This is a genomic window from Butyrivibrio sp. DSM 10294 (assembly GCF_028539135.1).
Lineage (GTDB): Bacteria > Bacillota > Clostridia > Lachnospirales > Lachnospiraceae > Butyrivibrio.
On record NZ_JANSWL010000080.1, the window covers coordinates 77,901 to 91,621 of the forward strand.

Below are 13,721 nucleotides of genomic sequence, written 5' to 3' on the forward strand. Positions count from 1 at the left end.
AAAATATGTAGACTTGGGGAGAACTGTTTTGCTTAAGACCTTTTCCATAACGGATATTGGAAAGAAACGAAAACTGAATCAGGATTATGTTTTTTCTTCAGACAGAAAAATAGGAAATCTATCCAATGTATTTATAGTGGCAGATGGCATGGGTGGCCATAATGCCGGTGACTATGCGTCCCGTTTTACTGTAGATACTATGGTGGAAGAGATTGAAAAGTCTTTTGAACAGAACCCGGTCAAGATCTTGGAGAAGGCCATCAAGACTGCCAATTCCAAGCTCAGAGAGAAAGCTGCCGACGATCCCAAGCTTTTTGGCATGGGAACCACCGTTGTGGCCGCAACTGTCCTTGGCAGATACCTTCAGGTTGCCAATGTGGGAGACTCCAGGCTCTACGTCATCAACGATACCATCACACAGATTACAAGAGATCATTCCCTGGTTGAAGAGATGGTCAGAATGGGCGGAATCGACAGAGAGACAGCCCGCACTCATCTCGACAAGAACATCATTACCAGGGCTATCGGTGCCACTGAAACTGTAGACATCGACTTTTTTAATGTGGAATTAAATCGTGGGGACATAGTCCTCATGTGTTCCGATGGGCTTACCAACATGCTGGAAGACGAAGAGATTCGTATGATAGTAAGTGGTCAGAGAGACATCATAGAAAAAGCTCAAAAGCTTGTTGTGGCGGCTAATAACAATGGGGGAAAGGACAACATCGCCGTTATCCTTATTGAGCCGTTCGCTGAAGAAGTAGCACATGACGGAGGACTAAATGATTAAGATAGGAATGATAATCGGCGACAGGTACGAGGTGCTGGAAAAGATAGGCACCGGCGGTATGTCCGATGTATATAAAGCAAAAGATCATAAGCTGAACCGCCTTGTGGCTGTTAAGGTTCTTAAACAGGAATTTTCCGAGAACGAGAATTTTGTCTCCAAATTCCGAGTTGAGGCTCAGTCCACTGCGGGCCTTATGCACCCCAACATAGTTAATGTCTATGATGTTGGAGATGAGGATGGTGTCAACTACATTGTTATGGAGCTTGTAGACGGCATCACTCTTAAGAAGTACATTGAGAAGAAATCAAGGCTCTCCGTCAAGGAGGCCGTGAGCATTGCAATTCAGGTGGCCATGGGCCTCGAGGCAGCTCACAATAACAATATCATCCACAGAGATATCAAGCCTCAGAACATAATGATATCCAAGGAGGGCAAGGTTAAGGTTACAGACTTTGGTATTGCCAAGGCTGCTACCAGCAACACCATCACCTCCAACGTTATGGGTTCCGTTCACTATACATCTCCCGAACAGGCAAGAGGCGGCTACAGCGATGCCAAGAGTGATATCTATTCACTGGGTATCACATTGTTTGAGATGTTGACGGGACGTGTTCCTTTTAACGGAGACACAACCGTGGCAATAGCCATCAAGCATATCCAGGAGGAGCTTCCTAGCCCTGCGGATTACAACGATGAGATACCTGTCAGCGTAGAGAAGATAGTTCTCAAGTGCTGTCAGAAGAGCCCCGACAGAAGATATCAAAATGCTGCGGAGCTTATCACAGACCTCAAGAAATCCCTTATCACACCGGATAAGGACTTCGTGGATCTTGTTGATCCCGATGAGGAGGGGCAGACAAGAGTTGCCTCCGGTGAAGAAATCGCAAATGTCAAAAACGGTGCTCACAAGCTCACAGATACAGAGCAGATGCGCCTTAAGGATGATGTCATGAGGGAATATGACAAGAAGGATTCCCGTGACAGTTATTCCAAGGATAAGAAAACCTCTCGCAGAGACTACGAAGAGGATGAGGACGACGATTTTTACGGCTATGACAGCAGAGACAGGAGAAGAAAGCCTGCGCCGCCCAGCCGTATTGAGAAGCTTACAATCATCATGGCTATCATTTCAGCAGTCCTGGTGGGCTTCATAGTTATATTGCTGCTTGGAAGGAGCATGGGACTCTTTGGAGCTGAGGACTCCTCCGCAATTGACAGCAGCACTGCAATGATCACAGACAGTACACCTACTGCTTCTGCGACAGAGGGAATCCAGGTTCCCGATGTTACCGGCAAGAGCTATGCCGAGGCAGTTTCAATACTTACCACCGACAAGGGCTTCAAGGTTGAGAAGGCAGAAGATACTGCCAATACAGCCGCCAAGGATACCGTGGTTTCCACCAATCCTTCCGCAGGCAGCAGAGTTGCCAGCGGTGCCACTATTGTTGTTACTGTAAGTAACGGCGCCAATTATACCAAGGCAGAGACTGCAACTGCCAGCGCCACTGTGGCCAAGGCAGAGGGACAGGTTACAGTACCCAATGTCATCGGCAAGACATCAGAGGAAGCGGTTATCATTCTGGTTGAATCCGGACTTACCGCCGGCAGCATTGTTGAGACCAGCAACGAGGATTCCAATCTCACAGGTCTTATCTGTGCTCAGAGCATTGCGGTTGGTACTTCCGTATCTGAAGGAACCGTTATCAATATGGAACTTTCAACAGGACCTGCCAATGTAACCTACAGCTATGTCGCAGATATTACAGCTCCCACAGAGGGCGAGAACTATACTCCCGGACTTTCCGTGAGAGTCAGCCTTGTTACCTCAGACGGAGTTACACTTCTTAGCACCACAACCACAGATTTCCCTGTGCAGGCTACCTACAAGGGAATCACATCACCTACGGGAACCCTTACCTTTGTTTATACCGCAACCTCACCTCAGGTCACCAATCCTGATACAGGCGAGATCACAGGCGGTAATACCCAGGAGTACACAGTTACAAGAGCTGTTACTTTCACACAGGAGAATTGATGAAAGGCAAGATCGTCAAAGGAATTGCCGGCTTTTACTACATAGAAACTCCCACGGGAAAAGTATATGAATGTAAGGCGAAGGGCATTTTCAGGAAATTCAATTTAAAACCGCTGGTGGGAGATGATGTGAGAATCGACGTCATCGACGAGGACAATGCACTTGGAAATGTGACCGAGATCATTCCAAGAAAAAATCAGCTTATTAGACCGCCTGTTGCCAATGTGGATCAGGCGGTTATTTTGTTTGCCATAGTTAAGCCCAATCCCAGCTATAACCTGCTGGACAGATTCCTAATAACCATGAGGCAGCAGAATCTCCCTGTTATCATCTGCTTTAACAAACAGGACATTGCTACCCCAGAGGAACAGCAGGAGCTCTACGACGCCTACGAGAAGTGCGGCTACACCGTTCTTTTTATCAGCGTCAAGGAGGAAAAAGGACTGGACGAGCTAAAGGAGCTATTACGAGGTAAGACCACTACTCTTGCCGGCCCCAGCGGCGTTGGTAAGTCCTCCCTTTTGAACAAGCTGGTTCCCGACGCCCAGATGCAGACCGGGGAACTTAGTAAGAAGATCGACAGGGGCAAGAACACCACCAGGCATTCAGAGCTGTTTTTTGTCAAAGAGCTGTCGGACCTTACGGAGGATGGCGTGGGGACCTATATCATCGATACTCCCGGCTTTACTTCCCTTGATGTCAGGGATGTTACCTGCGACAACATAATGCAGTACTATCCCGAGTTTGAGGAATTTGAGCCTGAGTGCCGCTTCGGGGGCTGCGCTCACATGGCTGAGCCTGACTGCGGAGTTAAGACCGCCGTTGAGGAGGGCAAGATCGCCAGGGTTCGTTATGAGAACTATCGAATGATCTATGAGGAACTGAAAAACATGCGTCCCGATTATTCCAAGGGTAAAAAGGGACGATAATACATAATTTACTTACAGAGGGGAACAAAATTGAAGATATGGGTAACAAGGCATGGCCAGACCGCCCTTAATGCGGGAAGGAAAATGCAGGGAAGATCCGACATACCCTTAAACGATACGGGGGTAGCCCAGGCTAAGGCAGCCAGGGACAAGATCGGGGATATTAAATTCGACGCAGTATACTCAAGTCCACTGATCCGCGCAGTCAGAACAGCTGAGATTATCGGCGGTGTGACGGAGAGTGAGATAATTAAGGACGAGCGCATCATAGAGGCGGATTTTGGCAAATATGAGCAGAAGAGCTACTACGGCTGCGGCCCGGCCATGAGCCTCTACTGGATGTTTCCGGAGCTTTTTCCCGCACCGAAGGGAGTTGAGACCACGGATCAGATGATACAGCGAACCGCTTCTTTTCTTAAGGAACTGGAGGAGAAGGATTATGAGAATGTGCTGATCGCCTGTCATGGTGGTATAATCAGGTTCATACGAGGCTATCTTGAAGGAGCCAAGTCCGGATATGTCTGGCGCCCAAGGCCTAAGAACTGCGAGATAAGAGTATATGAGAGAATTGCCGGCGAGTATATTCTTGTTGATGATGTGCTGTAGAGTCAGTAGATTGGCAGTTCATATATCATAGTTAAAAAACATCAATTTATCGTGGAGGATATTTATGGCAGATACAATTACATTAACAATACCCAGACAGAAGAACATTGCCCTTATTGCCCATGACGGCAAGAAGCATGAGCTTATAGACTGGTGCAAGGCAAATGCAGAGGTTCTTAAGAGACATTTTCTGTGCGGAACAGGAACAACAGCAAGGATGATCACCGATGCCACAGACCTTCCTGTTCGCGGCTATAATTCAGGCCCTCTTGGAGGAGATCAGCAGATCGGCGCCAAGATTGTAGAAGGCAAGATCGATTTTGTAATATTCTTCTCAGATCCCCTTACCGCTGCGCCTCACGACCCTGACGTCAAGGCACTTATGAGAATCGCTCAGGTCTATGACATTCCTTTTGCCAACAACAAGGCAACTGCTGATTTCCTGATCAACAGCAGTCTCATGGATGAGGAGTACGACCACGAAGTGATCAATTTCCAGCAGAACATCGCTCACAGAGCAGAGACTCTCTGATAACTTACTAAATTATTAAATCTTTACCTACTTTGACTGTGTTAAGGTTAGGTAAAGATTTTTTTGTTAGGGTATAATAAATATGTCTATTTGTGACTTTTAGAAACAGAGGTTAATATGAGCGAAAATAGAAATAAGATACTTATTGCTGAGGATGACAGAGACATTATAGACCTTCTGAGACTCTACCTTGAGAAGGACGGTTATGAAGTCATCGCTGCGGAGGACGGCCTTGTGGCCATGGACCTGTTGCAGGACGAACAGCCTGATCTTGTGATCTGTGACATTATGATGCCCGGAATGAACGGCTATGAGCTGATCAAAAAAGCAAGGGAGCTTGAACATAATCTTCCCATCATAGTTCTCTCTGCCAAGACTCAGGACGAGGACAAGATAAGAGGACTGGATATAGGTGCTGACGATTATTTGACCAAGCCCTTTAATCCGCTGGAAATAATTGCCCATGTAAGAGCGGCTCTAAGACGCTTTTACCAGCTGGGCGGTGAGACTGCGCCCTCCAATGTTTTTCAGGTGGGAGAGCTTGCTATTGATGTGGAGAAGGTTCTTTTTACCAAGAACGGCAAGGCTATTGACCTGACACCCTTTGAATTCAAGGTAATGACACTACTTATGAAGAACCCGGGCAGAGTGTTTACCAAGGTTCAGGTCTATGAGCACATTAATGGTGAATATTTTGAGAACGACGAGAATACCCTTATGGTCCATATGAGTAAGCTCCGCGACAAGATCGAGGATGACAGAAACAATCCCAAATACATCAAGACCGTAAGAGGCCTTGGCTATAAGATTGAGAGATACTGATGGCTAAAAGATTACGACCCTTTACCAGAGAAAGAGGTACACTGAACTCTGTGGTCACCGGAACCTTCGTGGTGTTTGCGTTCCTGGTGGTCTTCATTACCATAACTATATATGTGACTGTGGGCGTTGCCATCAACAGGGCCCAGGACCAGAAGGGACCATACAAGCTGATCCGTCAGAAGGAGAATCTTGTGAGGGAGCGCTACAACCGTCTGGCTGTGTCTGCAGGTCTTGGCAGCGGCGGCTATATTGAAGTCCTTGACGCCAATGCCAATGTCATCTACTGCAGCAACCTGTTTAAAAACAACACCTACGATAAAGAAGAGATAGAGTACATCCAGAGTATTGACGGAGGCAGCTATTACAGCGCCGATGTGGTCTATGTCGGGGATGAGGTTGCGGGATATGTGATCCATAAGTATTCACTGGCAACCACCACCATCGATAACAGGACCGGCGAGGTTGTGGCGATGGGAGGCGGTGTCAGTGGAGTGATGATCCTGGACAGCAATAAAAATGTCACCTACTCTACGATGGATAACGGGGTAACCCATATTTCCGACACCGAGTTTGAGTATATGTATGGCGGAAGTGAGCCCAATACCGTGCTGCAGAAGTACGAGTTTGTAACCGCTAAGGGGCAAAAGAGGACGCTTCTTCTACATGCCAATTATTCCAATGCCAATTTGAGGGCGGAATATAAGAGAATCCTGATCATTGCATCATCTACCTTTGCACTGTGCCTCCTTATCCTGATCCTGGTATTCGTATTCAGGATCTCTTTTACCATAAGAAGACCCCTTAAGCTCCTTGAGTCAGCGATGCTTGATATCACCAGAGGTAAGACCGATACCACTGTTGCTTATGAAGGTCCCAGGGAATTTGTTGAGATTGCGGACGCCTTCAATATGATGTCCACTGAGCTCCATGACAGTGAGAAGAAAAGAGCTGCCGCTGAGCAGGAGAAGCAGAAGATGCTGGCGGATATCTCCCATGACCTTAAGACTCCCATAACCGTTATTCAGGGCTATGCCAAGGCTGTGGCAGACGGACTTATCCCCAAGGAGGATGAGAAGAAATATCTTGATACCATTAGCAAAAAGGCAGACGGACTATCGGAGCTTATCAATACCTTTTATGAATATTCCAAGCTGGAGCATCCGGAGTTTCAACTTGTGCGTGAGACAGGGGATGTAGCTGAGTATTTCAGGGAATATCTGGCTCTTAAATATGAAGAGCTGGAGCTTGTGGGCTTTAATATAGAACCTGACATTCCCGATGAGAGAATCATGTACTCTTTTGATAAGATGCAGCTTAAGAGAGTATTTGAGAATATCATTTCCAATTCCATCAAGGCCAACAAGGAAGGAACAACAATTATCGCCTCCATGAAGAAGGCCGGAGATAAGATAATCATAAGGCTTGGAGACGACGGAGTTGGCATCCCCAAGAATCTTAGGAAAGACGTATTCAAGCCCTTCGTTGTGGGCAATGAGTCAAGAACCAGCGGACAGGGAACGGGGCTTGGACTTTCAATAGCCTACCTGGTGGTTAAGGCCCACGGCGGAACCATAAGGCTTCTTGATGAGGCTGAGGCAGAAGGAAAGACCATTTTTGAGATAGTACTGTAATGAGAATATAAGGCATTTATAGGGAGACGGCAAAAATGAAGATTACAGGAGCTTTGGTTTATACCGAGCAGCACGAATTTGTACGGAAGGAAGTTTATATCAGAGACGGGATATTTACTGATGGAGAGGGCTTTGATTCCGACGTGGAGGAGACCCTGGACGCATCAGGCCTTAGGCTTATTCCGGGACTGGTGGACATCCATTTCCACGGTGCTATGGGACATGATTTCTGCGACGCTGATCCCGAGGGACTTACAGCAATCGCTGAATATGAGGCCAGAAACGGTGTGACAGCCATATGCCCCGCAACCATGACCTACAGCGAAGAAATTCTTGGGAAAATAATGAATAACGCCGCCGATTGGAAGAACAAGAATCTGACAGAGAATCAAAAACAAGGCTGTGCAGACCTTGTGGGCATCAATCTGGAGGGCCCATTTATCAGCGGCAAGAAGCTGGGAGCCCAGAACCCCCAGTATCTTCACCTTCCGGACGTATCCATGTTCAGAAGACTGCAGGACAGGAGTGGAGGACTTATCAAGTTGGTGGATATTGCTCCTGAGGTTATAGGCAGTATGGAGTTTATCAAGGAGCTGTCTTCAGAAGTATGCATTTCCCTGGCCCACATGTGTGCCGGTTATGATACTGCAGTCAGGGCCTTTGAAGCCGGAGTAAGACATATGACGCATTTATTTAACGCCATGCCCGGAATAAACCACAGAGAGCCCGGCCCTATAATAGCAGCCCTTGAGAACAAGGCTGAAGTTGAGCTTATCGCAGATGGAGTGCATGTTCACCCTGCGATGGTGCGTTTTGTATTTGATACCTTTGGAGCAGATAAGGTCATTCTTATCTCTGACAGTATGGAGGCCACAGGCCTTCCCGACGGACAGTACAGCCTTGGAGGCCAGGCCGTCACCGTAAACGGCAACAAAGCAACCCTTACCTCTGACCCTGCCACAATCGCCGGCTCTGTAACCAACCTTTTTGACTGCATGAAGACAGCTGTTAAGGAGATGGGTATTCCCCTGGAGTCAGCAGTAAGAGCAGCCACAGAGAACCCCGCCAGATCCATCGGCGTCTTTGACAGCTACGGAAGTATTGCACAGGGGAAGGTAGCAAATGCTGTTCTTGTGGATGAGGAGCTGAGGATCAGGAAGGTTATTTTGCGCGGTTCAATTTATTGCTAAAACATGTACGAAAATGTGTTATTATATATTTAGCAGAAAACCCATGCCATATTAAATAAAGGGGGACACATTCATGTTAAGTGAGTATACCAAGATACCGGCGCAGATGAATTCAAATGTAGCACTTAAGATCATTCCGGGCCACTATGCCACGACCCATTCCCATGTAACACATTATATGGAAATCGGTACGCTGAAGACCCGTTGTAATGAAGCTCATGGCATTGCCAATATCCTTGCGCTTCACTATACTCTTTCAACACCGGTGGACACCATTGTGTGTGCCGATGGAACAGAGGTTATCGGAACTTACCTGGCTGATGAGCTCACCAAGGCAGGAGTACTTAACTGCAACGCTCATAAGACCATCTATGTTCTTGCTCCTGAGTATGCATCAGATGGACAGATCATATTCCGTGACAATCTGCAGCTGGCACTTCGCGGCAAGCATACATTACTTCTTCTTGGATCCCTTACAACAGGACGTACCCTGGAGAGACTTGCTGAGGGTGTAAGATATTACGGAGCTGAGATCACCGGCGCCTGTGCAATATTCAGTACGGTTAAGGCGGCAGCAGGACTTCCTGTTATTTCAGCATTCCATCCCGAGGAGATTCCGGGCTATGAATCCTATGATATTGCCGATTGCCCGCTCTGCAAGCAGGGAGTGCCCATAGATGCACTGGTTAACAGCTTCGGATACAGTGTGCTTAGGTAAGGCGCCCGGCAATTCTGAAGTTTATAATGAAATTATAAAGACAGTTATCTTTTTATAAAGGGTAGCTGTCTTTTTTTGGTATTTTTAGGCTGGTTTTAGGTAAGACGATTAGAATGGTCTTCGACTGAAAAAACAACATCAGGAAGGAGAGATTGCTTTGTGAAATACAGACATGAACTAAAGCATGAGATCACAACGGCGGACATGATCACCATAAGGCAGAGACTTCGCGCAGTGGCGGAGCCGGACAGACATGCTGTAGATGGTAAATATTTGATTCGAAGTCTTTATTTTGACACTCCCACGGACAAGGCGCTATTGGAAAAACAGAGCGGTGTCAGCCGGAGAGCTAAATTCCGAATAAGGTATTACAACGGCGACAGATCAGTTATTCATCTGGAAAAGAAGTGCAAAGTAGGTGGCCTTGGCTGCAAAACTTACGCGGATCTTTGTGAAGAACAGGCAGGAAGTATTGTAAACGGGGATATTCAGTGGATGAAGGATAGTGAGGATGAGCTTATTCGGGAATTGTATTCCAGGATGGTATCTGAGAGATTGGAACCAAAGGTAATCGTGGATTATACCAGAGAGCCCTTTATCTACAGTATTATCAGGAGTTCCTTGATCAGTTCTATACAAACGGATATCTCTCCGACCTTGTGACTGATACCTATGAGATGATCAAAGACTACGTGGACAGAGACCCCACAAAGTTCTGCACCTATGAAGAATTTGAGAAGGCTGTCAGCACCATGAGCACCTTCGTGGAACTCAGGTGCCAGAGCATCAGCGGACAGCTTGATGGAGCCATTGGCTCCACAGATTCGGAGCAAAACAGTAACGCGGCAGCGCTTATAGACGCATCTTCCATCAAACTTTCTGACCTGGGCTCCATGGGCAGAGGTGGCGGCGACCGCGACGACAAGAAGGGACCGGACAGCAGCAACCAGAACAATAACGGCCCTGATAGCAGCAAGCAGGATAGTAGCGACCAGGACAGCAATGAATCAGACACCCAGTCAGGTAGCGGATTCCCCGGAGGTGGCTTCCCCGGAGGAGGCGGATTCCCAGGAGGCGGAGATTTCCCAGGCAGTGATAGTTCCACAGACGGAGACAGTTCTTCAGGTGGAGATAACTTTCCCGGAGGTGGTGATTTTCCCGGCGATTTCAGCGGAATGAATTCAGGAAACACCACGAACTACATCTATCTGGGCGTCAGCGCTGCAGCACTTCTTCTTGCAATGATGTTTGCATTGCTATATCGAGGCAGAAGATAAAAAAATTATAAAAATACATACAAAAGCGACAATTAATAAACCTTTCTTTGTATAATATTATACAGAGAAAGGTTTTATCATGGAAAAATATCGGTATAGCAAAGCAGAATCGGAGTTAATAGCAAGTAGCTGCATTCCCATGGCCGTGTATCAGTACATCGACGGTAAGGCTGCGACTATAGCTATTTCTGCGGGCTTTTGTCAGATGCTGGGCTTCGAAGATATGGGTGAAGCCTTTGAACTTTTGAGCAACAGCATATACCGTGATGTCCACCCTGAGGACATTCCCAGGATCTACGAAGATATCTTAAGATTCGAAAGTGAAGGCGGAGAGTTCCGGACAATCTACAGATTTTTCAAAAACGATGAATACAGGATAATAAGAGCCATCGGTAAGCATGAAGAAAGAGATGGAATCAGACTTTCGGTGGTAACCTTTGCAGATGAGGGCTCCTATGAAGAGACCGGGGAGAATTTTGAGAAGTCCCTGGAGCTGACCTTTGGAATGAATCATTATCAAAAAGGCGCAAGCTTTTTTGACCGGGAGATGCTGAAAAAAGAGGAGAACAGGCAGTATATCCTGGAGAATTTCGACAGAGCTCTAAAAGAAGGCTGGATAGACATCCTATATCAGCCCATCATTCGTGCGGCCAACGGCAAAGTTTCCGATGAGGAGGCTCTTTCCAGGTGGATCGATCCCAAAAAGGGAGTATTCTATCCTGATGAATTCATCCCCATACTCGAAGAGAACAAGCTCATTCATAAATTAGACCTCCATGTGGCAAAGAAGGTTGTCAAAAAGATGCTGGCTCAGAAAGAGGCAGGCCTTTATGTGGTGCCTCAGACAATAAACTTATCCGGCTATGATTTTTACTTCTGCAACATGGTGGATGAGATAAAAAAGCTCCTGGACGAAGCAGACATCGACACCCATAAGATCACCATTGAGATAAAAGAGCGGACTGTGGCCAATGGCGTTAACTTTATCAAGGACCCGGTGGACAGATTTAAGGATCTGGGGTTCAAGGTCTGGATGGATGACTTTGGCGACAGGCACTCATCCCCTGCTGTTTTACAGAAGATTCATTTTGACGCCATCAAATTTGACATGCAGGTCATGAGAGAGTTTGGAAGCGGGGAAGAGAGCAGGATTATCATGGCAGAGATCCTGAAGCTCCCTATAGCCCTTGGACTGGAGACCGTTGTTGAGGGCGTTGAGACCAGGGAACAGGCAGAGTTCCTTAAGGAGATCGGCTGTACCAAGCTGCAGGGTTATTACTATGAAAAGCCCATAACCCTTCAGGAGATCATTGACAGAAACGAAAAGGGAATTCAGATAGGCTTTGAGAATCCCGATGAATCCGACTACTATGCCACCATTGGCAAGGTAAATATGTATGATATCTCCTATGCACTGGAATCCGATGAAAAGTTGAGCCAGAGCTATTTTGACACTCTGCCCATGGCCATTTTTGAAATGGACGATGAAGCCATCAGCATGATCAGATCCAACCGAAGCTTCAGAGAAGAATTCGGAGATTATTTTGCAAAATATATGAAGGATGGCCGGCTCTTCATAGGACAATACAAGACAGAAAGCGGCGCTATCTTCCATAATGCCCTGATAAAATGCGCAAGGGATGGCGAGAACGTCATCATGGATCTGCGTCTTATTGATGGCAGGACCGCGCATCTTTTTATCAGGGAACTCACTGTGAATCCGGTAAAAAATACTACAGCCTTAGCCCTTGTGGCCATAAGCGTGGCCCAGGATAAGGATGAGGGTCTGGGCCTTACCTATTCCGAGATGGCAGCAGCCCTTTCCACGGACTATATCTATGTTTATCTGGTGGATCTGGACACGGAGAATTATGTGGAGTATTCCTCCAAGACCGCCGGAGCTGATTTTTCAAATGAGAGGCATGGCTCGGGATTTTTTGAGGAAGCCCGGGAAGCTGCCAAAAATATGATATTTGAGGAAGACCTGGATGAATTCCTCCAGAGCTTTTCAAAGGAAAAGGTAATAAAGAGCATAGAGGACAGCGGAAGCTTTACCTACAGCTGCCGTCTGTATATCAAGGGCTGGCCCACCTATGTTCATATGAAGGCGGGACTTACCAGCACGAAAGGGATAAAAAATGCGATCATATTGGGTGTCAGCAATATCGATGCGCAAAAGAGGCAGCAGGAGGCCTATGAACGTCTCAAGGAGGAACGCATTACCTACAACAGAGTGGCGGCCCTTTTCGGAGATATAGTGGCTATTTATACCATAGATCCCGATACGGAAGAGTATCACAAATATGTGGAAAGTGAGCAGCTCAAAGATATCGGTATTGGCATGAATGGTGACAATTTCTTTGAGGAATTCCGCCACTCGGGAATGAAAAATGTCTATCTCGAGGACATTGATGTATTCTTAAAGGAATTCACCAGAGATAAGGTCCTTAGAAGTGTGGAGAGGCAAAAGTTCTTCTCCATGAATATCAGGATCATGCTGGGAGGCGAGCCCAGATATACCAATATTAAGGCTGCCATGATATCTGAAAGAGGCGGCAGCCAGCTGATAGTAGGTCTTATAAATATCGACGACCAGGTAAAAAGAGATCTTGAATACGCCAGCAATCTGACAGCGGCCCGCAATGAAGCCAATCTCGATGCTCTTACAGGAGTGAAGAACAGACATGCCTACATAGACGTGGAGGAGCAGCTTGACAGGCTTATCGATGAGCGCAAGATCACGGATTTTGCAGTAGTGGTTTGTGACATCAACGGACTTAAGCAGATCAACGACAACCTCGGTCATAAGGCCGGTGATGAATACCTAAAGAGCGGCTGTGAGCTGATATGCGATATCTTCAGGCACAGTCCCGTATTCAGAGTGGGCGGCGATGAATTTGTAGTCATCGTTCAGGGTCATGGCCTAGGCAAGATTGATAAGCTGATGAAACTTATTCAGGACCGCAATGAGGAAAACATGAAGGGCGGCAAAGTAATAGTGGCAGCGGGAATGAGCCATTATCAGAACGATGCCAGTGTCAGTGCTGTATTTGAGCGTGCCGACGCAGCAATGTATGAGAACAAAGTTCGACTTAAGATGATGCAAAAAGAGCTTAAGGTATAAAAATGATTTTTGCATGAATATACGGTTATGCCTTTCCCCGGCCACAGGATATGTGTTATCATGGCTC

At 46.8% G+C, this 13,721-nt stretch carries 12 protein-coding genes; all 12 read left to right on the forward strand.

Annotated features, from left to right (window positions below):
* Positions 1–28: 28 nt before the first annotated feature.
* The 12 genes from NXH67_RS11990 to NXH67_RS12045 all read left to right on the forward strand — a co-directional run bounded on the left by NXH67_RS11990 (position 29) and on the right by NXH67_RS12045 (position 13,654).
* Entirely contained in the window at positions 29–790 is a 762-nt protein-coding gene (locus NXH67_RS11990) for a Stp1/IreP family PP2C-type Ser/Thr phosphatase (protein WP_022776947.1), read from the forward strand.
* Complete coding sequence (pknB, locus tag NXH67_RS11995; protein ID WP_022776948.1) at positions 783–2,825, forward strand: Stk1 family PASTA domain-containing Ser/Thr kinase; 2,043 nt, start codon at positions 783–785, stop codon at positions 2,823–2,825. Before NXH67_RS11990 ends, pknB begins: the two co-directional genes overlap by 8 nt.
* Complete coding sequence (gene rsgA / locus NXH67_RS12000) at positions 2,825–3,754, forward strand: ribosome small subunit-dependent GTPase A (protein WP_272797516.1); 930 nt, start codon at positions 2,825–2,827, stop codon at positions 3,752–3,754. Before pknB ends, rsgA begins: the two co-directional genes overlap by 1 nt.
* A gap of 30 nt (positions 3,755–3,784) precedes the next feature.
* Positions 3,785–4,360 (forward strand): histidine phosphatase family protein, encoded by a 576-nt coding sequence (locus NXH67_RS12005; protein WP_022776950.1) that lies wholly within the window; start codon positions 3,785–3,787, stop codon positions 4,358–4,360.
* A gap of 64 nt (positions 4,361–4,424) precedes the next feature.
* Positions 4,425–4,892: a methylglyoxal synthase gene (locus NXH67_RS12010; RefSeq protein ID WP_022776951.1), complete on the forward strand. Its 468-nt coding sequence runs from the start codon at positions 4,425–4,427 to the stop codon at positions 4,890–4,892.
* A gap of 117 nt (positions 4,893–5,009) precedes the next feature.
* Positions 5,010–5,714, forward strand: coding sequence for a response regulator transcription factor (locus NXH67_RS12015; RefSeq protein WP_022776952.1), 705 nt, complete (start codon positions 5,010–5,012; stop codon positions 5,712–5,714).
* Complete coding sequence (locus tag NXH67_RS12020) at positions 5,714–7,345, forward strand: HAMP domain-containing sensor histidine kinase (protein WP_272797517.1); 1,632 nt, start codon at positions 5,714–5,716, stop codon at positions 7,343–7,345. Before NXH67_RS12015 ends, NXH67_RS12020 begins: the two co-directional genes overlap by 1 nt.
* Positions 7,346–7,380: 35 nt before the next feature.
* The gene (nagA, locus tag NXH67_RS12025; RefSeq protein WP_272797518.1) at positions 7,381–8,535 is read left to right on the forward strand and encodes an N-acetylglucosamine-6-phosphate deacetylase; all 1,155 of its coding nucleotides are present in this window, start codon (positions 7,381–7,383) and stop codon (positions 8,533–8,535) included.
* 73 nt (positions 8,536–8,608) lie between these two features.
* Complete coding sequence (locus NXH67_RS12030; protein ID WP_022776955.1) at positions 8,609–9,253, forward strand: orotate phosphoribosyltransferase; 645 nt, start codon at positions 8,609–8,611, stop codon at positions 9,251–9,253.
* Positions 9,254–9,412: 159 nt separating this feature from the next.
* Positions 9,413–9,916: a polyphosphate polymerase domain-containing protein gene (locus NXH67_RS12035; protein ID WP_272797519.1), complete on the forward strand. Its 504-nt coding sequence runs from the start codon at positions 9,413–9,415 to the stop codon at positions 9,914–9,916.
* The gene (locus NXH67_RS12040; protein WP_272797552.1) at positions 9,808–10,530 is read left to right on the forward strand and encodes a CotH kinase family protein; all 723 of its coding nucleotides are present in this window, start codon (positions 9,808–9,810) and stop codon (positions 10,528–10,530) included. The genes NXH67_RS12035 and NXH67_RS12040 overlap by 109 nt, the downstream gene beginning before the upstream one ends.
* Positions 10,531–10,609: 79 nt before the next feature.
* A complete protein-coding gene (locus NXH67_RS12045; RefSeq protein WP_272797520.1) occupies positions 10,610–13,654 on the forward strand; it encodes an EAL domain-containing protein in 3,045 nt (1,014 codons plus the stop codon).
* Positions 13,655–13,721 lie beyond the last annotated feature (67 nt).

Bases quoted from the DNA above. Each gene is read 5' to 3' on its own strand.
- nagA (WP_272797518.1), top strand. From the start codon at position 7,381: ATGAAGATTACAGGAGCTTTGGTTTATACCGAGCAGCACGAATTTGTA.
- NXH67_RS12010 (WP_022776951.1), top strand. From the start codon at position 4,425: ATGGCAGATACAATTACATTAACAATACCCAGACAGAAGAACATTGCC.
- pknB (WP_022776948.1), top strand. From the start codon at position 783: ATGATTAAGATAGGAATGATAATCGGCGACAGGTACGAGGTGCTGGAA.
- rsgA (WP_272797516.1), top strand. From the start codon at position 2,825: ATGAAAGGCAAGATCGTCAAAGGAATTGCCGGCTTTTACTACATAGAA.
- NXH67_RS12045 (WP_272797520.1), top strand. From the start codon at position 10,610: ATGGAAAAATATCGGTATAGCAAAGCAGAATCGGAGTTAATAGCAAGT.
- NXH67_RS12015 (WP_022776952.1), top strand. From the start codon at position 5,010: ATGAGCGAAAATAGAAATAAGATACTTATTGCTGAGGATGACAGAGAC.
- NXH67_RS12020 (WP_272797517.1), top strand. From the start codon at position 5,714: ATGGCTAAAAGATTACGACCCTTTACCAGAGAAAGAGGTACACTGAAC.
- NXH67_RS12030 (WP_022776955.1), top strand. From the start codon at position 8,609: ATGTTAAGTGAGTATACCAAGATACCGGCGCAGATGAATTCAAATGTA.